Annotated in this window: 20 protein-coding genes; 9 read left to right on the plus strand and 11 right to left on the minus strand. The window is 61.5% G+C overall.

What is annotated here, in order from left to right:
• Positions 1 to 5 precede the first annotated feature (5 nt).
• The 4 genes from FXB41_RS02925 to FXB41_RS02940 form a co-directional block, all read right to left on the minus strand.
• Positions 6 to 269, minus strand: a complete 264-nt coding sequence (locus FXB41_RS02925) for a VirB3 family type IV secretion system protein (RefSeq protein ID WP_219679341.1) — start codon at positions 267 to 269, stop codon at positions 6 to 8.
• Positions 269 to 592 carry a TrbC/VirB2 family type IV secretion system protein gene (locus FXB41_RS02930; protein ID WP_219679343.1) on the minus strand — a complete coding sequence of 108 codons (324 nt, stop codon included), beginning with the start codon at positions 590 to 592 and terminating at the stop codon, positions 269 to 271. Before FXB41_RS02930 ends, FXB41_RS02925 begins: the two co-directional genes overlap by 1 nt.
• Before the next feature lies 1 nt (position 593).
• Complete coding sequence (gene trbB, locus FXB41_RS02935) at positions 594 to 1,508, minus strand: P-type conjugative transfer ATPase TrbB (protein WP_198288240.1); 915 nt, start codon at positions 1,506 to 1,508, stop codon at positions 594 to 596.
• 481 nt (positions 1,509 to 1,989) lie between these two features.
• A complete protein-coding gene (locus FXB41_RS02940) occupies positions 1,990 to 2,925 on the minus strand; it encodes a LysR substrate-binding domain-containing protein (RefSeq protein WP_007594503.1) in 936 nt (311 codons plus the stop codon).
• A 168-nt stretch (positions 2,926 to 3,093) separates the two neighbouring features.
• On the opposite strand from FXB41_RS02940, the gene FXB41_RS02945 reads away from it, so the two are divergent.
• From FXB41_RS02945 to FXB41_RS02980, 8 genes are all read left to right on the plus strand, one after another.
• The gene (locus tag FXB41_RS02945; protein ID WP_219679346.1) at positions 3,094 to 4,320 is read left to right on the plus strand and encodes an MFS transporter; all 1,227 of its coding nucleotides are present in this window, start codon (positions 3,094 to 3,096) and stop codon (positions 4,318 to 4,320) included.
• Positions 4,321 to 4,415: 95 nt separating this feature from the next.
• Complete coding sequence (locus FXB41_RS02950) at positions 4,416 to 5,177, plus strand: SDR family oxidoreductase (protein WP_219679348.1); 762 nt, start codon at positions 4,416 to 4,418, stop codon at positions 5,175 to 5,177.
• 760 nt (positions 5,178 to 5,937) lie between these two features.
• A complete protein-coding gene (locus tag FXB41_RS41870) occupies positions 5,938 to 6,582 on the plus strand; it encodes a winged helix-turn-helix domain-containing protein (RefSeq protein WP_219679351.1) in 645 nt (214 codons plus the stop codon).
• Complete coding sequence (locus tag FXB41_RS02960) at positions 6,542 to 8,767, plus strand: ATP-binding protein (protein ID WP_219679393.1); 2,226 nt, start codon at positions 6,542 to 6,544, stop codon at positions 8,765 to 8,767. Before FXB41_RS41870 ends, FXB41_RS02960 begins: the two co-directional genes overlap by 41 nt.
• A 143-nt stretch (positions 8,768 to 8,910) precedes the next feature.
• Entirely contained in the window at positions 8,911 to 9,729 is an 819-nt protein-coding gene (locus FXB41_RS02965; protein WP_051058418.1) for a DODA-type extradiol aromatic ring-opening family dioxygenase, read from the plus strand.
• Positions 9,726 to 10,016: a hypothetical protein gene (locus FXB41_RS02970; protein ID WP_219679354.1), complete on the plus strand. Its 291-nt coding sequence runs from the start codon at positions 9,726 to 9,728 to the stop codon at positions 10,014 to 10,016. The genes FXB41_RS02965 and FXB41_RS02970 overlap by 4 nt, the downstream gene beginning before the upstream one ends.
• A gap of 134 nt (positions 10,017 to 10,150) precedes the next feature.
• The gene (locus FXB41_RS02975; protein WP_283843405.1) at positions 10,151 to 11,356 is read left to right on the plus strand and encodes an MFS transporter; all 1,206 of its coding nucleotides are present in this window, start codon (positions 10,151 to 10,153) and stop codon (positions 11,354 to 11,356) included.
• Positions 11,357 to 11,389: 33 nt separating this feature from the next.
• Positions 11,390 to 12,196 carry an SDR family oxidoreductase gene (locus FXB41_RS02980; RefSeq protein ID WP_219679359.1) on the plus strand — a complete coding sequence of 269 codons (807 nt, stop codon included), beginning with the start codon at positions 11,390 to 11,392 and terminating at the stop codon, positions 12,194 to 12,196.
• Between the two features lie 179 nt (positions 12,197 to 12,375).
• Here FXB41_RS02980 and FXB41_RS02985 read toward each other — a convergent pair whose 3' ends face one another.
• The 7 genes from FXB41_RS02985 to FXB41_RS03015 all read right to left on the minus strand — a co-directional run bounded on the left by FXB41_RS02985 (position 12,376) and on the right by FXB41_RS03015 (position 20,468).
• Complete coding sequence (locus FXB41_RS02985; RefSeq protein ID WP_219679362.1) at positions 12,376 to 12,801, minus strand: CopG family transcriptional regulator; 426 nt, start codon at positions 12,799 to 12,801, stop codon at positions 12,376 to 12,378.
• A gap of 6 nt (positions 12,802 to 12,807) precedes the next feature.
• A complete protein-coding gene (locus FXB41_RS02990; protein WP_219679364.1) occupies positions 12,808 to 14,796 on the minus strand; it encodes a conjugal transfer protein TraG in 1,989 nt (662 codons plus the stop codon).
• Between the two features lie 28 nt (positions 14,797 to 14,824).
• Complete coding sequence (locus FXB41_RS02995) at positions 14,825 to 16,588, minus strand: relaxase/mobilization nuclease domain-containing protein (RefSeq protein WP_219679366.1); 1,764 nt, start codon at positions 16,586 to 16,588, stop codon at positions 14,825 to 14,827.
• 548 nt (positions 16,589 to 17,136) lie between these two features.
• Positions 17,137 to 18,201, minus strand: a complete 1,065-nt coding sequence (locus tag FXB41_RS03000; RefSeq protein WP_219679368.1) for an IS110 family RNA-guided transposase — start codon at positions 18,199 to 18,201, stop codon at positions 17,137 to 17,139.
• A gap of 460 nt (positions 18,202 to 18,661) precedes the next feature.
• Positions 18,662 to 19,492, minus strand: a complete 831-nt coding sequence (locus FXB41_RS03005) for a lytic transglycosylase domain-containing protein (protein WP_219679390.1) — start codon at positions 19,490 to 19,492, stop codon at positions 18,662 to 18,664.
• Between the two features lie 2 nt (positions 19,493 to 19,494).
• Positions 19,495 to 20,007, minus strand: coding sequence for a S26 family signal peptidase (locus tag FXB41_RS03010; RefSeq protein WP_219679371.1), 513 nt, complete (start codon positions 20,005 to 20,007; stop codon positions 19,495 to 19,497).
• Positions 20,004 to 20,468, minus strand: a complete 465-nt coding sequence (locus tag FXB41_RS03015; RefSeq protein ID WP_219679373.1) for a DUF2840 domain-containing protein — start codon at positions 20,466 to 20,468, stop codon at positions 20,004 to 20,006. Before FXB41_RS03015 ends, FXB41_RS03010 begins: the two co-directional genes overlap by 4 nt.
• Before the next feature lie 278 nt (positions 20,469 to 20,746).
• Here FXB41_RS03015 and FXB41_RS03020 point away from each other — a divergent pair.
• Positions 20,747 to 21,084 (plus strand): IS110 family transposase (locus FXB41_RS03020; protein ID WP_376707476.1); only part of this gene is annotated, 338 nt, incomplete at its 3' end.

The raw sequence follows: 21,084 nt of genomic DNA on the forward strand, positions 1-21,084 counted from the left end.
AGAGCTCAGGCGTTGAGATGGCCGGGAATGCGCAGGTGTCGGCGCACGACATCGACGAAAGCGGGATCGCGCTTGGCGGCCCAGACGGCGGCCATGTGGCCGATGAACCAGAGGACGAGACCGGCGATCCAGAGCCGCAGTCCAAGTCCAAGGGCTGCCGCAAGCGTGCCGTTAATAATCGCGACCGATCGCGGCGAGCCGCCCATTAGGATGGGCTCGGTAAGCGCGCGGTGGACGGGCACGACAAAACCTGCGACCGGCTCATCCATCAGATCACCACGCCGCCGCCGAAGGAGAAGAACGACAGGAAGAAGCTCGAGGCCGCGAACGCGATCGACAGACCGAACACGATCTGGATCAGCCTGCGGAAACCACCTGACGAGTCCCCGAATGCTAGCGTGAGCCCGGTCACGACGATGATGATGACGGCGATGATCTTGGCGACCGGCCCCTCCACGGACTGCAGAATCTGATTGAGTGGCTGCTCCCACGGCATGTTCGAGCCCGCCGCCCATGCCGGCGCCATCGTCAGAAGAACCGCACCGGAAGCAATGAGTGATGCGACTTGAAGAAAATGAGAGTTCGAACGCATGTCAGTCTCCTGCTGGTGAAAGGCTGTAGTCGCCGGCGGCACCAAGCCCTGTGACGAGGGCGAGTTCGGCGAGACGACGGTCAGCGCCGCGCCCCGCAAGCACAGCAACGAGGTTGATGGTCTCGGCGATCAGGGCGCGCGGCACTGTGATGACGGCTTCCTGGATGAGCTGCTCGAGCCGCCGCAGCGCACCGAGCGCGGTACCCGCATGAATGGTGCCGATACCGCCGGGATGGCCTGTGCCCCAAGCCTTGAGTAGATCGAGCGCCTCGGCTCCTCGGACTTCGCCAATCGGGATGCGATCAGGTCGTAGGCGCAGCGAGGACCGAACGAGGTCCGATAGCGTGGCAACGCCGTCTTTGGTCCGGAGCGCTACAAGATTGGGCGCTTTGCACTGAAGTTCGCGCGTATCTTCGATCAGCACGACCCGATCAGAGGTCTTAGCCACTTCGGCCAGGAGCGCATTGGTCAATGTTGTCTTGCCGGTCGATGTCCCACCCGCGACGAGAATATTCTTGTGAGCAGCGACCGCGTCCCTCAGGGTCCTGGCCTGCTCCGACGTCATGACTTCCTGCGCGACGTAGTCGTCGAGCGTAAACACGGCGACGGCGGGCTTGCGGATAGCAAAGGCCGGTGCTGCAACGACCGGAGGCAAGAGACCTTCGAAGCGCTCGCCGGTTCCAGGCAGTTCGGCTGAGACACGTGGCGCACCGGCGTGCACTTCGGCGCCTACGTGATGCGCTACCAGGCGAACAATGCGCTCGCCATCCGCGGCCGACAGAGTTTCGCCTGTATCGATCAGGCCATTCGACAACCGGTCGATCCACAGCCGCCCATCCGGGTTGAGCATCACCTCGATGATCGCTTCGTCGTCGAGGTAGCCGGCAATCGCAGAGCCAAGCGCGCTGCGCAGCATTCGCGCACCGCGCGAACTCGCCTCCGATTGAATGGAATGGATTGCCACCGTTCGCCCCCACCGAATGAGGACGAAAGAGCGTCCTCAGATGGTGTGATTAGAAAAGGTGCCAATGGACTTAGCGCAACAAGCGCTTTCCGTGATCGTAGGCTGGCGTAGGAAAAGAAAGTCTGAGCACTACGCGCAAAGCCCCCAGGTTGATCCGAAGCCCACTCGGACCAACTCCATTGAGAGCGGCAGGCAAGACCGCACGTTCAAGATCCCGAAGAATCGAAACGGACGCATTACCGTTTCCGGGCGAACGCGATGTCATCCAGCTCTTGAATGGGCCGGCTCGATGTATGGTCCCGGCAGGATCAGAACGTTGCGCGCAAACCGCAGGAACTCGACGCGATAACTTCGTGAACGAGAAGACACCACGGATCGGTTGTCTATGAAATAGGCAGAGGTGCCAGCCGCCTCGCCACCCTGTTCGCCCGTGTCATGTGGCCGTTGGTTCGCCAGCGGATTGCCGACCCTCTTCTTCCAGCCAATCGCAAAACACCGCTGTTTGTGAACCGCTTTCGCTCTCTGCGGGCAGGTACGCGAAGTAGCTCCTCGCTGGAAGGCTGACGTCTGGAAACGGAATGATTAAGCGGCCCGCCGCGACATCATCGCCGATCAGAGCGGTCGGTCCCATTGCTACGCCCAAGCCATCGATCGCCGCCTGAATGGTCAGAAAGAAGTGATCGAATGTTAGCGTCGCCGTCGGGATAAGGCGGGGATGTCCGGCTTTCACCAACCAATCTTGCCAAAGCCGCGGCATCGACGTGACGTTCAGCAATGTGTGCTGCGCGAGGTCGGAAATGTCCCCCAGAGGAAGCCTCGCGACCACTGCCGGGCTGCAGACCGGGACCCGGCGCTCCGAAAGAAACAGCCGCGACCTGAAGCCATGAAAAGAATCTGGACCGCCGCGGATGACCACGTCGAAGGTGTCGGCAAGCGCGTCGATCGGGTCGTTCGACGTGGTGAGGCGGACTTCGATATCCGGTCGCTCGTTACGGAAACGGCTCAGGCGTGGCAGCAGCCAGCGCATGCTGAACGTCGCCAGCGCATTGACTCGAAGCACGGCCGCCGGCACTGCGCCGTGGGTCGCGCGATGCTTCTTGACGGCGAACGAAATGCGGTCGAGCGCCGGGCTGATCTCTTCGAATAGCGCCGTGCCTGCCGGCGTGAGGGTGATCCGCCGCGTTGATCGCCAGAACAGCGCCGGCGCCCCCAACCGGTCCTCAAGCAGGCGCACTTGCTGACTGATCGCGCCATGCGTCACGCCCAATTCGCTGGCCGCCTCCTTGAAACTGCCGAGGCGGGCTGCCGCTTCGAAAGCGCGGACCGCGTTGAGAGGTGGCAAGGTCCTGCGCTGTGCGGAATTGCCCATTTGATAGAAATCCTAACTCGTTGGTCGATCATTACTGATTTGTGCAGGCTACTTCAATCGCCCATGATGTATTTGTTGCGGTATCAGCGCATCAGTCATGCGGTGCAGGACACCAGTACATAGAATTTCTATCACTTGAGGAACTCTCATCGCCCCGGAGGAATCGACATGAATGACGCAGCCGTTCCAGCGGCGAGCCGTCCGGGCGAACCTGCATCATGCTCGTCGGCGCCAGAAAAATCCCGCGGCCTGCTAGCCGCCTGCCTCACCCACGCGGTTCATGACGGCTATACCGACGGTCTCTATGCCTTCCTGCCGGTCTGGCAGGCGCAGTTCGGCCTGTCCTATGCGGCACTTGCTGTCGTGCGCGCGCTGTATTTCGGGACGATGGGGGGTATGCAGATTCCAGCCAATCGGGTTCTTTGCGGCCTTTCGGCGCGCGAAGCGCTGATCCTATCCACTGTCGCTGCGGCAGCGGGCTTGCTGATCATGGCACTGCCGTTCGGTTTTACCGGCCTATGCGTCGGGCTCGTCGTCGCTGGAATCGGATCGAGCATCCAGCACCCCCGCGGCTCCATGCTTGTCATCGACAGCTATGAGTCGGAGTCGCGAGGCCCGCTTGGCATCTACAACTTTTCCGGCGATCTCGGAAAAGCCGTTTTGCCGGCCCTGATCGCAGTGCTGCTGCCGGTCGTCGCCTGGCAATGGGTGCTGGGCCTAATGGCCGCACTGGGAATTGTGCTGGTGATCGCGCTGGCGTCACTGGCGCCGACCGCCTCCAGCACTAGAAGCGCCGCAGAAGAAGTGACACCCAGCGGTGGCCGCCACGGTTTCGGCATCCTCACGACGATCGGCGCGCTCGATACGTCGACCCGCATGGGATATTTGCTCTTTCTGCCCTTCCTCATCCATGGGCAGGGCGGGGGCCTGCCCACCGTTGGAATCGCGCTCGCCCTGCTGTTCATCGGCGGTGCATTCGGTAAGGTGACCTGTGGCTGGCTGGGCGAGCGACTGGGTGTTGTCGCGACCGTGATTGTGACCGAAGCCGCAACAGCCTTGCTGATCTTGGCGACGCTGTTCACGTCACTGACGTCAACGCTCATCCTGCTGCCACTGCTCGGCATCGTGCTGAACGGCACCTCTTCAGTGCTCTATGGCTCCGTGCCGGAGCTTTCCGATGGCGATACTGGGCGGGCATTCGCGATTTTCTATACCAGCGTCATCGGTGCTGGAGGTCTCGCACCGATCCTGTACGGCGTCATTGCCGATCACAGCAGTCGGACGATCGGCGTGTTGGCCTCAGCTGCGACCGCTGCCCTGATCGTCCCACTCGTGCTGCTGCTGCGGAGCCATCTGCGCAACTCAACCATGGGATCGCGCAAGGCTTCCGTTTGAACGCGGCGCCGTATGGGCGGCGAAACGCAAAGCCAGCACGGTCCTAACGCTGCGGTCGCAGGCTTGATCATCTGTCACTGAAAGAGGTACGCTAAATGGATATCATCTCGCAGGCGCCGCTCATTCTCATAACCGGTGGAAGCCGTGGGATCGGCGCGGCGACTGCGCGGCTTGCTGCCGCACAAGGCTACGATGTCGCAATCAGCTTTGTTTCCAATCAAGCTGCTGCTCATGCCATAGCCGCTGATGTGCGACGTGCGGGACGCCGGTCGTTGGCTGTACGCGCGGATAGTGCGGATCCAGATCAGGTGGCACAGCTCTTTGCGGCAATCGACCGGGAGTTCGGCCGGATCGATGTGCTCGTAAACAACGCAGCGGTCCTCGCGCAGCAGTCCCGGCTGGAGGATCTTGCGTTCGAGCGTATGCAGCGGATATTCGCCGTCAACGCGATCGGGCCCATTCTCTGCGCCCAGCAGGCCGTGAAGCGGATGTCCTATCGTCATAACGGGCGGGGCGGATCCGTGGTCAACATCTCTTCGGCGTCGGCGCGTCTAGGTAGTCCCGGCGAGTATGTCGACTACGCCGCGTCAAAGGGCGCTCTTGAGACATTCACGACGGGTTTCGCAAAGGAGGTCGCGCGGGAGGGTATCCGCGTCAATTGCATTCGCCCCGGGCACATATACACCGATATGCACGCAAGCGGCGGGGAGCCGGGCCGAGTAGATCGTGTCAAGGACTCGATACCGATGGGGCGGGGTGGCCACGCGGAAGAGGTGGCACGCGCAATACTGTGGTTAGCTGGCGCCGACGCCTCGTTCGTTACCGGCACATTCCTAGATGTCACTGGCGGCAAGTGATCAACAACACTGGGCCCCACTCGTCGGTCAACAACTCGTACGCGATCAACTCTGCCTCAGCATCGCGTCTGGAATCGGCGCCGGCCAGAACGTTTCAAATGTTGACCATCCGTCCGTTCGCGATGATGGGCCAGCGCCACGGCCCGCTCGGTGAGCCGCCGATCCTCGTAATACCGGACCTTCTCCGCCCGGATCGGCGGCGTGCCCGCCACTATGAGGACGGCAATGGCAGAGCCAAGCGCGCTGCGCATCATTCGCACCGCGCGAACATGCTTCCTGGATGTATTGCCACCGTTCGCTCCCACTTAGATCTGCTGTGAGCGCCGCCGCGGCGCCAAGCCCGATCCGTTGCACGCGCGATCAAGAGGACAGGAGCCGGTCCGTACCGCCAAGAGTGCGGCGCCCGCCGCCGCAAGCAAGAGAACACTCTGGACGCGACGCCAAGTGGTCCAACAACAGCCAATGAGGATCTGAGCCGACGCGACTACCAGGAAATAGACTGACGTCAACAATCCGCGGTCGGTGGTCCCAAGACTGATATTCTAGCTGAGATGACTGGCAATCAAAGCGTTGATCGTTCGAAACAGATACGAGAGATATCCAGCAGCAAAACGGGAGAAACCACACTTGACTTGGGGTCCACTTTCCACTTTCGTCATGAATTGACTTTGCCTTCCCCGCTCGTCAAAGATCGTTCCGTGGCTGCAGCCCATGTTCTAAGTTCATTTACGGGCGGCGGCACAACTTGCTGGACCCAGGGATGACAGGCCGGAACGCATCTGAACGGGGAAGCGCGGCGCAATTTGCCCCAGGCAGATCGATCAAGTTCGGCCGGTACGAACTCTTTGCAGATCTCAAACTATTGCTCCGCAACGGAAACAAGATCGACCTTGGCGGGCGAGCGTTCGACGTTTTGCTGGTTCTGGCCGAGGCCGGTGGCGACGTCGTCAGCAAGGAGCTCCTTATCCAAAAAGTATGGGCTGGAGCTGCGATCGAAGATAACAGCTTGCAAGCCCAGATATCCGCAATTCGGCGGGCGCTCGGCCCCGATCGCGACCTCCTCTCTACCGACTTCGGTCGGGGTTATCGCCTAGCGGGCTTGAGCCAAACTGCTGAGCAGCACCGTGGGGCCAACCGAACGCTCCCCACAACACGGCTTCCGTTCGCGCTCACCCCGTTGTTGGGACGTGAAAAAGAGTGCTCTGAAATCGGGCGGCTGATCGCACGACATCGATGCGTCACACTCACGGGTCCGGGTGGGATCGGGAAGACACGTTTGGCTCTGGAGGTTGGCCGGTCCATCGCTCAGACGTTCCCAGACGGGGTTCACCTGGTCGAGATGGCTCGCGTCACAGACGGACAACTTGGTTTGGCCGACGATTGCCGGATGCCTGCAAGTCCCTAACACCGACCAACCAGCGCAGGTCCTGAATGAGATCAAGGACAAGCATCTTCTCTTGGTCGTCGACAATTGCGAGCATCTAACGGACTCCATCGCCGTTGCGGTGGAAGTCTTGTTGCGGGCTGTCAGGAAACTGCACATTTTGGTCACCGCTCAGGAGCCGCTGGGCGCCGAAGGCGAACATGTTTACCGGCTCTTACCGCTGTCGATTCCACCGCTGGACACCGAATCCAGGGAAGAGGCGCTCTCGTATGCCGCTGTGCAGCTCTTTGTCGACCGTGCTTCGGCAGGATCGCAGTCTTTTGCGCTGACGCAAGACAATTTTCGGGATGTCTGCGCCATCTGCCGGCGCCTTGACGGACTGCCGCTGAGCCTCGAGCTGGCCTCGGCACGCGTCTCGGCTCTCGGCCTTCAGGGCATGATCGCAGGCCTCGACGACCGGTTCAAGCTCCTGACGGCCGGGCGTCGAACGGCCTTGCCGCGTCATCGGACCCTGCGGGCCACGGTCGACTGGAGCCACAGCCTTTTGAATGCCGAGGAACGCGGCTTTTTTCACCGGCTTGCCGTCTTCGCATCGTATTTCGACACCGCCGCGGCTCGTCACGTCGCCGGGCCCGATTTGATGGAGCCGTGGCAGATCTCCGATCTGCTCGCCGATCTGGTCACAAAATCGCTTCTGCTCTGCGAAGTTGACACTTCTGGTCCGCGATATCGATTGCTTGAGACGATTCGATTTTACGCACTTGAGAAGCTCGCTGAGAGCAGCGACGTTGCCGAGGTCGCTCAGCTGCACGCTGATTTCGTTGCAGTGATGGTTCAGACGGGAGCTCGGGAGTGGGTCACCACACCGACCGAGGTTTGGCGACAGAAGCACCAAAGTGAAATCGACGATGTGCGAGCCGCGCTCGACTGGGCCTTTTCTCCCGAAGGCGACAAGCGGATCGGGCTCAAGATTCTCGCGAATTCCGCCCCGTATTGGATTCAGCTCTCGATGCACGACGAATGCCAGCGTTGGTTGACCCTGGCACTGGCAACGTCGTCGAGCATTCCACCGGAAGAAGAACTCGCATTGCGGGTCGCCCTCGGCACCTCGCTCAGTTGGGCCAAAGGACCCGTCAACCAGACCGGCTCCGTTTGGGCGTCCGCCTGCGAACTGGCCGTTCGATTGAATCATGTCGAAGCACAGCTTCAATCGCGTTACGGGCTGTGGCTGTTCTTTTTGCGCAGCGGTGAATACAAACAATCCTTGGCACACGCGGCCGATATGATGACGCTGGCACAGGCGGTCGGCGACGCCGAAGCTTTAGCCGCCTCGCAACGTATCTTGGGAGTATCCCGGCATTTTCTCGGTGACCACAGCGAAGCCCGATCGCTGATCGAAACGTCGCTCGCCTGGTATGACCAGGGACTTTGTAGCCAACCGTTTCGGTTCGGGCTCGACCAAAGGGTGTCAGGGCTTGCCTTCTTGTCTCGCGTTCTTTGGGTCCAGGGCGACTTTGCCAAGGCCTTTGAAGCCGCTTCAGCATCGATTGCGGGAGCTCGCGCGTTGGATCATGCATGCACGATGTGCTGCGCGCTTGCGGAGGGATGGTGCACCGTGAATGCGCTTGCAAGCGATCGGGACGCCGTGGAGAGCGGCTCGCTCATGCTAATCAAGACCGGTACAAAATACGGGCTCGGGTTCTGGACCGCCTATGGTGAGATTTTTCGGACCTGGGCCGAAGCCATAAGCGCGGAGCAGCCTGACGACGCACTGCCACGATTGATCTCCCTTCACAGGGATATCGACCTCGATCCCGGCTATTCGAGCCTTGTCGGGGACCTTCTCGTCCGGGCTTCCAATGCCGCGTCGCTCGCGCAAATGGACACTGGATTTCTTCAAGGTCGCGAAGGAGAAATCAACTGGGCAACCCCGGAATTTGCCCGGATTCGGGTCCGCCTGCCGATCTCTTGTGATGGATCGGCAGCGGAGCATTCGCTAAATCGCGCACTGTCGTTGGCGAAGGGCAGCGGCGCCCACGCTTGGGAACTCAAGATTGCGATCGACCTGGCACGCCTGCTGATCAGTGAGGCGCGCGCCGATCAGGCCCGGGAGATCCTCGGTTCCGCGTTGTCCGCGCTGCCTGCTGCCACTGGGGCACTCGGCGAGGAGGCTCGGAGCCTGATGGCCGGGTGCGGCCCCCATTAACTTTTCGCAGGCCACGCGTGTCCAACGCACCTTTTCAGACTTCTGAAATTCACCGTCATTGCGCCTGAACGTCCTGACCGACCATTCTGCACCGAACCACATCGGGAGGTGCTTGGATGGCAGAATTAGTCGCGGTTTACGCAGTGCCGCATACGCCGAGCTTTGTTGCGGAGGTTCTGCAGAACGGCGACCGGTCCGAAACGGCGCAATTCTTCGCAGAAATCCGCCAGCACCTAGCAAGTGTTCGGGCAAACCTGATCGTCACCGTCAACAACGATCATTTCAACACGTTCTTTCTCGACAATCTGCCGACGTTCGCCATTGGCTTGGCCGACCGAACCGCGGGGCCAAACGACCAGACGCCAGGTATGCCCTGGTACGAGGTCGAGGTGGATGCGGAAGCGGCCGCGGGCTTGCAGCGCAACTTCGTCAATGACGGGTTCGATTTTTCTTCGACCCAGGAATTTCAAGTCGATCACGGCGCGCTCGTTCCGCTCCACTTCATGACGCCAAAGATGGACCTCCCGATCGTCCCGATCTTCATCAATTGCGTCGTGCCTCCCCTGCCCCCGGCGGCACGCTGCTACGACCTCGGTCGCGGCCTCGCAAAAGGGATTCGCGCTCTGAGCGGTCGACACAAGGCATCGCGCGTCGCGATCGTGAGCAGCGGATCGCTTAGCCTCGAAATCGGCGGACCGCGCGCGTTCGAAGGCAAGACATTCGGTGTCCCCGACCCCGACTGGGCAACATGGATTCTGGACTGCGTCCGGTCAAAGGACCATCAGGCCTTGATCGAAGCCGCGACGGAAGCCCGGATGCTCGAGGCCGGCAACGTTGCCGGCGAGTTCCTGAATTGGATGATCGCGTTGGGAGCCGTAGGCAGGTCGGCGCCAGACATCCTTATCAACCAGCCCCAATTGGGCAATGCCTTCGCGGCATGGGCGGTGGGAGCACAGTCGTGAAGGGGTATCTGATCAACAAGTTCTGCCGACGAGTGCTCCACGACAAGGACTTTCGGGAGCTTGTCCTCAGAGATCCATCGACGGCGATCTCTTCAATGCCATTCACCCGGTCCGAGCGCGACGCACTGCTCAACGGCGACGTCGCAGCGCTTTATCACGAGGGGGCATCGGCATTCCTGTTGCTGATCTTGTGCCGCTTCGAAGTCCTCGGCCTGACGCTTCCGGTCTTCAACGGACGCATGCGAGCGATTTCGCAGGATCAATCCAAGTCGTTCCAAGAACAATAGAGCGGATCAAACGCCGCCAGCAATGAAGCATCCGTTCGCTATCGGCGAACCCGGGAGGAAAGATAATGACAAGCACGAGCGGAACGATCGGCCCTATCCAGAGGCGGGCGCTCCTCAGCAGTTTCATTGGCTGGATGTTCGACGGTTTCGAGACGAGTACGCTGATCCTCGTCGGCGGCGCGGCCGTCCTCTCCCTGTTGCCTGAACACGGAGCCGACCAGGTTCGTGTCGCGGTCGGCACCGCTCTCAGCAGCACGCTGATGGGCTGGGCGGTCGGCGGCACGATCGGAAGCGTCATGGCAGACTACATCGGGCGCAAGAAGATGCTGATGATCGCGATCGCCGGCTATTGCGCCTTCACGGCGTTCACTGCCTTGAGCAGTTCAGTGACGATGCTCGTCGTTCTCAGGTTCCTGACAGGAATGTTTCTGGGCACGGAATGGAGCACCGGCACGGCGCTGGTCGCTGAAACCTGGCCTGCCTCCGCCCGGGCAAAAGCTCTGGGGATCATGCAGTCCGGCTACGGATTCGGATTCTTCCTTGCCGCCGGGCTCTGGCTTGTGCTGCAGCCCATCGGAGGACCCGATGCATGGCGATGGATGTTCGTGATCGGCATCCTGCCCGCCCTTTTTCTGATCTACATCAGGCGAAGCGTGCCTGAATCCAAGCTATGGCTCGAGGCGGTTGGCGACACTGCAGACCAATCAAAAGGAAGCCGCCGCTGGACCGTGATCGAGATGTTCGATGAACCGAGGTCGGTCCTGCGCACGCTTGCGGTGCTGTTGATGGCCTCGATCACCGTCGCCGTCTTCTACGGCATCTCGGCGCTCACCGGCCCCTACATCGGCAGCCTGGCCGCCAAGCAAGGCCTCTCCGCCCCCGCGATGGCAAGCGTCAGCGCGCTCGTCTATAATGCCGGTTCCATTGTCGGCTACATCTCCGCCGGCTTTCTGGCCGACGCGATTGGCCGAAAGCCATACATGTACATCTCCTTTAGTGGCGCGATCCTCTCGGGATTGCTGATGTACTTCGTACCGCAGACGCTCCTCGCTTCGCTTGCCTGCGTGTTTGTCCTCGGCACGTTCACGCTGGGTGTATTCTCATGGCTGCCAATCTATCTCCCTGAGCTCTTCCACACGCGGGTGCGGTCGACTGCGTCGGGCTTGATCTTCAATCTCGCAAGGCTCGTCGCATTTCCGCTGCCCTGGCTGACCGCGTTTTTGTTCACCGAGCTCGGCGGCTACCAACCCACCGTGCTCATGCTGACCCTGCTCTACGTCGTTTCAATCGTCATGCTGAGTCTGCTTCCCGAAACGAAGGGCAAGCTGCTGCCGACCTGACTTTATCATCACCGTGCTTCATCGGAGAATAAAATGGACCTCGGAATTAACGGCAAGGCCGCCATCGTCACCGGAGCGAGCACCGGCATAGGGTTTGCTGTCGCGAAGGAACTCATTTCGAACGGCGTAGCGGTCGTGATCGCAGCGCGTGATCGGACGCGATTGGAGCAGGCCAAGGAAACTCTGCTCCGCGCGCCTGGCGCCAAGGTCGCGTCCGTCGAGGTCGACGTCGCCGCGCCGGACGCGGCACGGACACTCGTCAACAAAGCCCTCACGACGTTCGGTTCGATCGACATCCTTATCAACAATGCCGGCCGAGCTCACGCTGGCGGACTGATGAACTCAGGTGAGGATGATTGGACCGATATGACCGCGGTCAAGCTTACCTCGATGCGACGGCTTTGCAAGGAGGCCATCCCGCACATGCAGCAGAAGCGATGGGGCCGCATCGTGAACATGTCCTCCATCGGAGGAATCTATCCCAATCCGAAACTCTTCGTGTCGCACGTCCTCAGCGCAGCCATCAACAATCTGACCAAATCGCTTGCGCTCGAGGTGGCGAAAGACGGAATTCTGGTCAACGCGATCGGAATAGGAGCCGTCGCGACCGACAATTGGGCCAACAACATGCTCCCCGCGGTTCGAAAGAACCGTCTTGAGATGAGCTCGCTCAGTGACGACGAAGTGCTCGCTCGGATCTCGGCAGAACTCACCCCCGTCGGCAGAGCTGGCGAGCCCGAGGAAATCGCGGCCATTGCAGCCTTCTTGGGTTCAGCGCGGAACGGCTTCGTGACAGGCGACACGATCGAGGCTTCGGGCGGCGCGGACCGGTTCATGTGAGCGGGTTCGCGCGGCGGCGACTTGGCCGTGAACTGTTTGCGCCAGGGAGCTGTTGCCCCTCAGGCGCTTGTAGGACAGACAGAGCGTCGCTGGGTACGTGAAGGCTCAGCGATGTCTCGGCCTTGACGGCACCTGCGCTCTCCGCAGTTGCCGCTCATCGCATGTTATGAGCCCGCGCCCTAGCTTTCCTCGGCTACGTTTTGACGACGAATATCATCTGGAATCTCGCGCAGAAAGCTCTGGCCCTTTTGCAGACGGCGCCCAAGCACCTCGACGAATCCTTCAAAGCGCTCTCTGCCCTTGATCTGCGCGACCGCCTGCGCATCGTTGGGCAACGGCGGCGTGATCGTCAGCCAGAAGCGAATGAACAGGGCCAAAGTCTCGGCCGTCAGACCGACATCACGCTCCAGCCGCTGCATCTGACGCGATAGCCGGTCCAGGCGACGGGCAAATGCGGCTTCCCGCCTGTCCTCTCCGTCAGGCGATAGAAATGAAGCAACAGCCGCTTCCACGATCGCAGACCGAGAGAGCTTCTTGCGATCGGCGAGGTCCGAGATCTGTTTCAGAAGCTCTGGTGGGAAATACACGTTCATCCGGTCGCGCATATTGCCTCAGAGCTCCATACCGTCATTCGGGTCCATGGCGACTTGACGAGCAACACCGCGCATCTGTTGGCATAAGAGCCGGGACTGGCGTACCGCATCCTCGTCATCGTCAAGAACGGCAGCAAATTCCTCTGCCGGCGTCGGTTCGGTCGTCTCCTTGGCGATCGCAACGTGATCGGGGAGTTCGGGCTCGCGACGGAGGCCGCTGTTCGCGGTATCTTCCTCGGCCTCCGCGAGTTTGTCGGTTGGGCTTCCCGTCGGCTTGAGCATTCCGGGCGCTGACCATCCGTCCGTTCTCGATGATCGGCCGCCCGTCGCCGGATCAGGCGGCGGCAGAACCCGCTCGGTGAATCGCCGATCCTCGTAGTAGCGGGCCTTCTTCGCCCGGATCGGCGGCGTGCCCGCCACCATGACGATCTCGTCGATTGGCGGAAGCTGCATGATTTCGCCCGGGGTCAAGAGCGGCCTTGCCGTCTCCTGACGCGAGACCATCAGGTGCCCCAGCCACGGGTTCAATCTATGACCGGCATAGTTCTTCATCGCGCGCATCTCGGTCGCCGTCCCCAGCGCGTCGGACACCCGCTTGGCGGTCCGCTCGTCGTTGGTCGCAAAGCTGACGCGGACGTGGCAGTTGTCGAGGATGGCGTTGTTGGGCCCGTAGGCCTTCTCGATCTGATTGAGCGATTGCGCGATCAGGAAACTCTTGATGCCGTAGCCTGCCATGAAGGCGAGCGCGGATTCGAAGAAATCAAGCCGCCCAAGTGCCGGGAACTCGTCGAGCATCATCAGGACTCGATGCCGGCGGTCGCGGGCGTGCAGGTCCTCGGTCAGGCGTCGACCGATCTGATTCAGCACCAGGCGGATCAGTGGTTTGGTTCGTGAGATATCCGAGGGGGGCACCACCAGGTACAGCGTTGTTGGCCGGCTATCCGCGATCAGATCGGCGATCCGCCAGTCGCACCGGCAGGTCACCTCGGCCACCACGGGATCGCGGTACAGCCCGAGGAACGACATCGCGGTGGACAGGACGCCTGAACGTTCGTTCTCAGACTTGTTGAGGAGTTCGCGGGCGGTCGAGGCGACCACGGGATGAGCACCCTGCTCGCCAAGATGCGCGGTGGTCATCATCGCCTTCAGGGTCGCTTCGATCGGCCGCTTCGGGTCGGACAGAAAGGCGGCGACTCCAGCCAAGGTCTTATCCGCCTCAGCATAGAGAACGTGGAGTATGGCGCCGACCAGGAGCGAATGACTGGTCTTTTCCCAATGGTTCCGCTTATCGAGGGAGCCTTCGGGGTCGACCAGGACGTCGGCGACGTTCTGGACGTCGCGAACCTCCCATTCCCCACGACGGACCTCAAGAAGCGGATTGTAGGCTGACGACTTTGGATTGGTCGGATCGAACAGAAGGACGCGGCCATGCCGCGCGCGGAAGCCGGCGGTCAGTTGCCAGTTCTCGCCCTTGATGTCGTGAACGATGGCCGAACCCGGCCAGGCCAGGAGCGAGGGAACGACGAGGCCGACACCTTTGCCGGACCGGGTGGGCGCGAAACACAGGACGTGTTCCGGTCCATCGTGCCGAAGGTAGTCCTGGTCGAGCTTACCCAGCACCACGCCATCCGGACCAAGAAGTCCGACTGCTCGAACCTCTTCTGCATCAGCCCAGCGCGCCGAGCCATAGGTCTCAACGTTCTTGGCCTCGCGGGCCCGCCAGACGGACATGCCGATCGCCGCCGCGATCGAAATGAATGTCCCCGACGCCGCGATAAAGGCGCCCTCAACAAAGACCTGAGGCGCATAGGCATCAAAGACGAACCACCACCAGAAGAAGACCGGCGGGTAATAGATCTTGAAGCCCGCCAGTTCGAACCAGGGCCGCCCGAGTTCGGGCTGCCAGGCGAGCCGCCAAGCCGTCCACTCGGTTGCTCCCCAGATTGCGAGCAAAACGATCAGACCGACAACGATCACCTGACCCCAGAGTATCTTGGTTCCGGACATCGACCAACCTTCCATACTGGTGAGATAGCTAGAGTCCGAGGTCGCGCTTGCGACCAAAGCCCCATTCGATACCGCCGCCGTCTTTCACCACGCCGGTGACGTGTTGGCCGAGCCTCTTCTCGAGCTCGCGCGACCAAGGCACGAGTTGGAAACCCAGCCCGTTATCGATCATGGCGAAGCGCCCCGATGAGAGCGTCAGGCGCTGGCGATATGTACCTGCCACATGCTCCCCGGAGGCCGCCTTCACGTAAGGCAGGCCGGTGTCGGCCGAGACCTTGGCGGCGACCTCGTCGAGTTCGCGCCGGCGCAGCGTATCTAGAAGGTCCCGCTGCAAGATGATGCGTTGGCCCTGCCGCCGCGCCAGGCCTTCCTGAACCAGATGCTCGGTACGGGCTTCCATGGCGTCGCGGGTCTCGCGCCCGAATCCTGCCATGGCGAGCGGCATGGGATCGCGTTCGACCAGCCTGTGGTCGAGCCAGGTCGCGCCTCTCGCGGTGACCTGCCCGGCAAGGTCGCGATCGGAGCGGATCGCCAGTACCATAGTCGGTCGCGCGTCGTCAGCTTGGCCCAAGCGTCGCACCTCGACGATTCCATCGATCGGCGGCGCATGGTCGAAAGCTTCGATCCCGCGGAATCGGATGTGGTGCGCGCGTCCGTCAGTTCCATCGATCAGCGCGTAGGCCTCGCCAGTCAGTTCGTCGTGCAATCCCCGATCGACCAGCCGTCCGATGATCTGGGACGAAGGCTGTCCACCTTCGATGACGAAGTCGGCGACACCACGCGCTGATCCACGCTCGGTAAAGGCGCGGTGCATGGTCTTGATGATGTCGCCGCGCATCCCAAGGTCGCGCAAGTTACGCTCGGCCTCGAGCCCGACCATCCATTCCCCCGGTGCGGCGGATGCGGCAAGGCCCATCTTCTCCAGATGTTGAAGGCGGCCGACCATCAGGCGCCGGATCTCGGGATCGGACTTGCCCGGATTCTCCGGGCGAAGATCCACATACCCGGTCTCATCGGCCGCCAGCCGGATCTCCCGATCGAGCCGCGTCCATCGTTCCGCCGTGACTTCCCTCTGCAGCGAACCACGGATCTCATGCTCCGGTTTTGGACCCAATTCGATGGCGACCAGTTCCTCGCCGCGCGAGCGCAGGCCTTGACTGATGTAGTCGCGTGAGATCACGAGATCCGCCCCTTGCTCATCTACTCCCCGAACGAGAAGATGGACGTGAGGGTTGTCCGTGTTCCAGTGATCGACGGCGACCCAATCGAGCCGCGTACCGAGGTCGATCTCCATCTGCTTGGCAAGGTCGCGGGTGAACGCCTTCAAGTCCGTCATGTCGCCGGCATCCTCGGGCGAGACGATGAACCTGAAATGATGCCGGTCGTCCTTGCACCGTTCTGCAAAGGCCGCGCTATCGGCACGGTCGCAGCCCTCATCGAACATCTCGGCTCTCTCGCCGCTTCGAGTCACGCCGTCGCGCTTCAGATATGATAGGTGGGCAGTTAGTGGTGCTGAACGGAAAGCTCGCCCCTTGAGCCGAACCACACGCGCCTTCACCACAACGCGCCGCGTCGGGCTGAACAGTCTGGCGCGGCTAAAGGCGAGCCGGCCGCGGCCAAACGTCGAGCGCCCATAGGCCGCAGAACGCCTGCCAGCCGCGGCCTGTCCCGAGGTGTGACCGGCTTTCTTCGCGGCACGTAGCACCTGGTTGATGAAGCTCTTCTGCTTTGGCGCGCGGGTGCTACGAATGCGCCCGGGCCGAATGCGCAGGTCGCTGTCGCCCACGCTCACGGCAGGGCCTCCCAACGATCGAAATCGAACACAGTGCCGAAAATGCCTTTGATTGCATTCGTCAAAATGCAAGGCGCGGCACGCGCCCCGATCGACCGGCACGCCAGGACCCAAGCCATGTCAATGGCTTGTGGTTCGACCGGCGAGCCCCTTTTATCTCGCCTTCCTAATCGGGCGGGCAAAGTCAACTCATTCCTACGCTTTTCTTCGACTCTTCGCACTTCAGCCATTACCGACTCCCGCATCAGCAACGCACAAGCGTCACCACAACCGCGCTTGCGATCGGCATTCACCAGGCAGGGTCCATGCGTTCCTTCGCGTTCAGCACTTCGGCCGTCGCATGCTCTTCATCAGGTTCGTAAACAGGGCTGTCCAAGCAGTCCGGCGCTCTCGTCCCCGAAGGGCGGCAGCAGGCAAGAGATAGCGGACATTCCCCGTTTCGCGGCCCCGCCAGGGGACGCTCACCGCGCGCGCGGATCTCTAATTTCGCTCCTCCTCAACATGCCGGGCGCAAACCCAGTGCTAATCCGTCGTCACCTGCACCGCAGCTATCGCGCCGGTTTTAACCGCAGGCGCTGCGTAACTTTGGCGCCGAACCCGACGTGGAAGTCGGTCTCGCTGACCCACATCCGGTGCAGAATGCTCGCTAGCTTGCGCGCGACCGCGGTGATCGCGCACAGCATGCTCGAGCGTTTGGCGATCCGCAGGCCCCAAGCGCGCAGTGCTGACCATTTCCTGACCCGCAGCAGCAGGCTTGCGGCCGCCTCGCAAAGCGCTTCGCGCACGGCGACATCGCCTTGTTTGCTAATCCGCCCCTCGTAATCGATCGACGTGCCGGACTGGTGCCGTTTCGGCGCCAAGCCAAAATGAGCGCCTACCGTTCGTGATCGCGCAAAGCGATGAGGGTCATCAACGCCAACCTTGAATGACAGGGCCGCAACAGGGCCGACGCCTGGAACCGTCATCAGACGCCGGCAGACAGCATCATGCTGAACCACCTGCAGCAGCACACGATGCAGGCGATCGTACCCCTCAAGAATGGCGCGGCGCACATCCAACATCGCTTCGATGGTCATTACGAAGATCGGATCGCTGCGCTCGATCAGCTCGCGCACGCGAGCTTCGTAAGCACTGCGGGCGATGGCTCCAACGAGCAACCCATAGGCCCGCAGCGCACCACGAATGTGGTTTTCGAGGTCGATCAGTTTGCGCTTGAGCAACTTCCGGCTGGTCAGCAGCGTGCGCATTTTCTGCATGTCGATGTTCTTGACATGGACGGCGCGGTACCAACCCAACCGCATCATCTGCGCGATGCCACGCGCATCATTCCGGTCGGTCTTGTTCCGCATTGTCGACAGCGACACGCGCATGTGGCGCGCTTCGACAACAATGATCGGGAGCCCCGCTGGCTGTAGTTCGCGATACAGCCAGATGCCAAGCGATGATGCCTCGACCCCCACTCTCTCGAGGCGATCCGCGTAGCCCTCTACTGCGGAGCGGATCGCCGCTGGCTCGGTGCTCACCTTGAGCTCACGGACGGTGAGACCCTCGCCATCGACGATGCAAAGACTGGTTTCTTCAAGACCGACATTCAACCCAACGTAAAGCTTCATCGGAGCTCTCCTGTGTTGCAACGAACGCCTAAGTCGTTGCACCAGGCTCCGGATTCGGCCACACGGCGGCTATCGTCGTGCACCGGTTTCTCGAAGCCCGATTTGAAAAGCCGTCCTGCCGTCGTGGTCTCCCGGTCGCTGTTTCCCAGGGTCCAACTTCCAAGCAAACAGACTCTCGGTACTCGCGGCGATTTGCGACAAAATGCAGTTCGGGTCATTGCGGTAGATCCTTCAATAGCGCCTGGCCGAACATGGCTGGTGGCGATTCATTGCGAAAGAGCCGCCGCGACTTGGCAGTTGACTTGCGAAGCCCCCGCTGCTTCCGAGCGCTTGCGATAGCGATCGTTACCCGAAGGGCCGAGACACCCGAAGGGTGGCTCGGTGAGGAGCGAAGCGACGAGTAGAGCGCGGGCCGAAGGCATCGCCCACACGCCATCAGCTTTCGAAGCCGCGCGCTTGGTCATTGCGATGCTCCCGAATCCGATCGAGGGACGAACACGCCAATAGGCCGGGGGACCATGGGCGAAATATCGGGCGCCGAGATTGCGGTCGTGACGCCGCCCGACGGCACAAGCGCCAGCAACCGATCGCGCGTCTTCATGAGATCGGATCGCGTGACGAACAGCGTCGCAGCTACCGATGACTGTCCGCTGGACGTCCACCCCGGCGGCAGTTCGATGGCAAGCAGATTTGCAAGCTTTGCGACGTACGCTCGCGTCTCGGGTGGCAAAGAGCCGCCTGCGAGATGCTCTTCATAGCGGGATGGTCCCGCGTTGTACGCAGCAAACACGCCAGGCGAGCCATAGCGATCAAGCAGTTCGCGTAAGTAAGCCGTGCCGGCCAGAATGTTGTCGTGCGGGTCGTAGGGATCGTTCCCGAGATTGTAGCGCTCGCGAAGTTCCGCCCAAGTCGCCGGCACGATTTGCATCAGGCCCATTGCGCCTTTTGGCGATCTGGCGTGCACGTCACCAGCACTCTCGATGCTTTGGACTGATCGGATCCAGTCCGGCGCAATCACAAAGCGTTGCGAGGCTTCATTGATGAAGCCGGCAGATGAGTCAGCGGTTTGACTGATCGCCGGCCGGGCGGCTGATCCGCTCTGGGCCAAAGCAGCACTGTCGAACGCGGTCAGAAGAAGCATCAAGGCCACGCCAGCACAAAGGCGCGCGCCCAACCGACCCAAGCACGCGCTCGGGGTCGCCCCAGCCTTGCAGACATCGATCGAGACGGAGGAATGATCCTGCAATCGATCGAACAAGGGAATGGCGAGGAGAACACGTCGAATACGCACGATCACTCCTCCCACGTCCACACCGGCATCGCACGGCCGATCACGCTAGATGCCGGAAGAAATCCAAAATACCGGCCATCAAGAGAGTCGTCCGACTGCCAGTTCATCAGAAACAGCTCGCCGTCGCGGACGACGCGGCAGCCCTGCCATTTCGGCAGCGGCCTGCCTCCTCCGTCGTGATCCTTCGCCTCGCCGACCGCGACGTCGTCGACCGAAATCGTGAGGCCGATCCTGCAAACACTCTGCCCCGGAAGGGCGAGCACGCGCTTCAGCATGGGGACGCCAATGGGCAAATAGCCGTTAAGGTCGAGGAAGGTCGCAAGCGGCTCCGGCGGCCGCACGGCGACCAATTCAGTGACCTGGAATTGGTCCGCCGTTCGGAGGCGGTAGAGACCGATCGGCACGCTCGCGGATGCGTTCCAGATGTAAAGCGGAAGCGGCTCCAGGACGATCGCCGCGACGAGCGCAGCAGCAGTTCCAAACATCGCGATGAGTATCTTCAGAGAGCCTGTCATCGCATTACCCTTTGGCGATGAAGCCAGGCCTGATGGCGCGCTTTCGTATAAGGGCGCGGCTTTTCGTTGACGGACAGGCGGTTATGAACGTGATGCCAATGATCAGGCGCGACATCACGTGGATCGATGCCGAGGGCCTCAACGGCATCGATCATCTGCAGCACGCGCTCGACCTTCGGCCAGCCGGAGAGCCGCAGCAGAATCTCTCCGCCGGGTGTCACATAAGGGACGGTCGAGCAGCGCTGTCCCGGCGCCACCGCGCGCAGGATGTCGATCCGAGAAATGATTGTCCCAAAGTCGTTGGAGGTCCAACGGACGAAAGCAAAGATGCTGCCGGGCGCAAATGACAGGACGCGCCGATGGCGATCAAGCTTCCGTTCCTTGATGATCCGGCCGAACCGAACGCGGTTTTCGATGCGCTTCTCGAGCCACAACACTTCCACTTCGGTGAGATCGCTCATGGCGCCTCTCCCTGAAGCTTGAAACGGGAGCCACGAGCTTTGCGGTCGATGAAGCGCGAGCTCTTCTGAAGGAAAGCAGGAGCGACGGGCCGCCGTTCCCAACGGCCGCCAATGCGGCTTGTGGTCCGGTCCGTTAGAAGAAATCCGAAGGATTTCTGGTTAGCCGGGGTACTGACCTGTGCCCCCTCGCCGGCCGTGCTGCTGCGAAAATGCTGCACAGCGATTCGCGAACGGAACGCGTGGTGCGGTCCGGCGGTCGGCGGTGGTGGAGGCGCATGATGGACTTCTATGCAGGGCTTGATGTGTCGCTCGAGGCGACCAACATTTGCGTGGTGGACGGCGACGGCAAGGTGGTCCGGGAGACGAAACTCGCGACCGATCCGGACGCGATCGAGCTGTTCCTGGCGGAATGGGGAATCCAGCTGAAGCGCGTCGGGCTGGAAGCGTTCTCGTACAGTGCCTGGCTGTTCACGGCGCTGTCCGACAAGGGCCTGCCCGTGATCTGCATCGAGACCCGGCACGCCAAGGCGGCGCTGAACGCGATGCTGAACAAGACCGACCGCAACGACGCCAGGGGCATTGCGCAGATGATGCGGACCGGCTGGTTCCGCGCGGT

The organism is Bradyrhizobium canariense (assembly GCF_019402665.1).
Classification (GTDB): Bacteria; Pseudomonadota; Alphaproteobacteria; order Rhizobiales; family Xanthobacteraceae; genus Bradyrhizobium; species Bradyrhizobium canariense.

Bases quoted from the DNA above. Each gene is read 5' to 3' on its own strand.
- FXB41_RS02940 (WP_007594503.1), bottom strand. From the start codon at position 2,925: ATGGGCAATTCCGCACAGCGCAGGACCTTGCCACCTCTCAACGCGGTC.
- FXB41_RS41870 (WP_219679351.1), top strand. From the start codon at position 5,938: ATGACAGGCCGGAACGCATCTGAACGGGGAAGCGCGGCGCAATTTGCC.
- FXB41_RS02925 (WP_219679341.1), bottom strand. From the start codon at position 269: ATGGATGAGCCGGTCGCAGGTTTTGTCGTGCCCGTCCACCGCGCGCTT.
- FXB41_RS02980 (WP_219679359.1), top strand. From the start codon at position 11,390: ATGGACCTCGGAATTAACGGCAAGGCCGCCATCGTCACCGGAGCGAGC.
- FXB41_RS02975 (WP_283843405.1), top strand. From the start codon at position 10,151: ATGTTCGACGGTTTCGAGACGAGTACGCTGATCCTCGTCGGCGGCGCG.
- FXB41_RS02985 (WP_219679362.1), bottom strand. From the start codon at position 12,801: ATGCGCGACCGGATGAACGTGTATTTCCCACCAGAGCTTCTGAAACAG.
- FXB41_RS03010 (WP_219679371.1), bottom strand. From the start codon at position 20,007: ATGACAGGCTCTCTGAAGATACTCATCGCGATGTTTGGAACTGCTGCT.
- FXB41_RS02950 (WP_219679348.1), top strand. From the start codon at position 4,416: ATGGATATCATCTCGCAGGCGCCGCTCATTCTCATAACCGGTGGAAGC.
- FXB41_RS03000 (WP_219679368.1), bottom strand. From the start codon at position 18,201: ATGAAGCTTTACGTTGGGTTGAATGTCGGTCTTGAAGAAACCAGTCTT.
- FXB41_RS02945 (WP_219679346.1), top strand. From the start codon at position 3,094: ATGAATGACGCAGCCGTTCCAGCGGCGAGCCGTCCGGGCGAACCTGCA.
- trbB (WP_198288240.1), bottom strand. From the start codon at position 1,508: ATGCTGCGCAGCGCGCTTGGCTCTGCGATTGCCGGCTACCTCGACGAC.
- FXB41_RS02990 (WP_219679364.1), bottom strand. From the start codon at position 14,796: ATGTCCGGAACCAAGATACTCTGGGGTCAGGTGATCGTTGTCGGTCTG.
- FXB41_RS02930 (WP_219679343.1), bottom strand. From the start codon at position 592: ATGCGTTCGAACTCTCATTTTCTTCAAGTCGCATCACTCATTGCTTCC.
- FXB41_RS03015 (WP_219679373.1), bottom strand. From the start codon at position 20,468: ATGAGCGATCTCACCGAAGTGGAAGTGTTGTGGCTCGAGAAGCGCATC.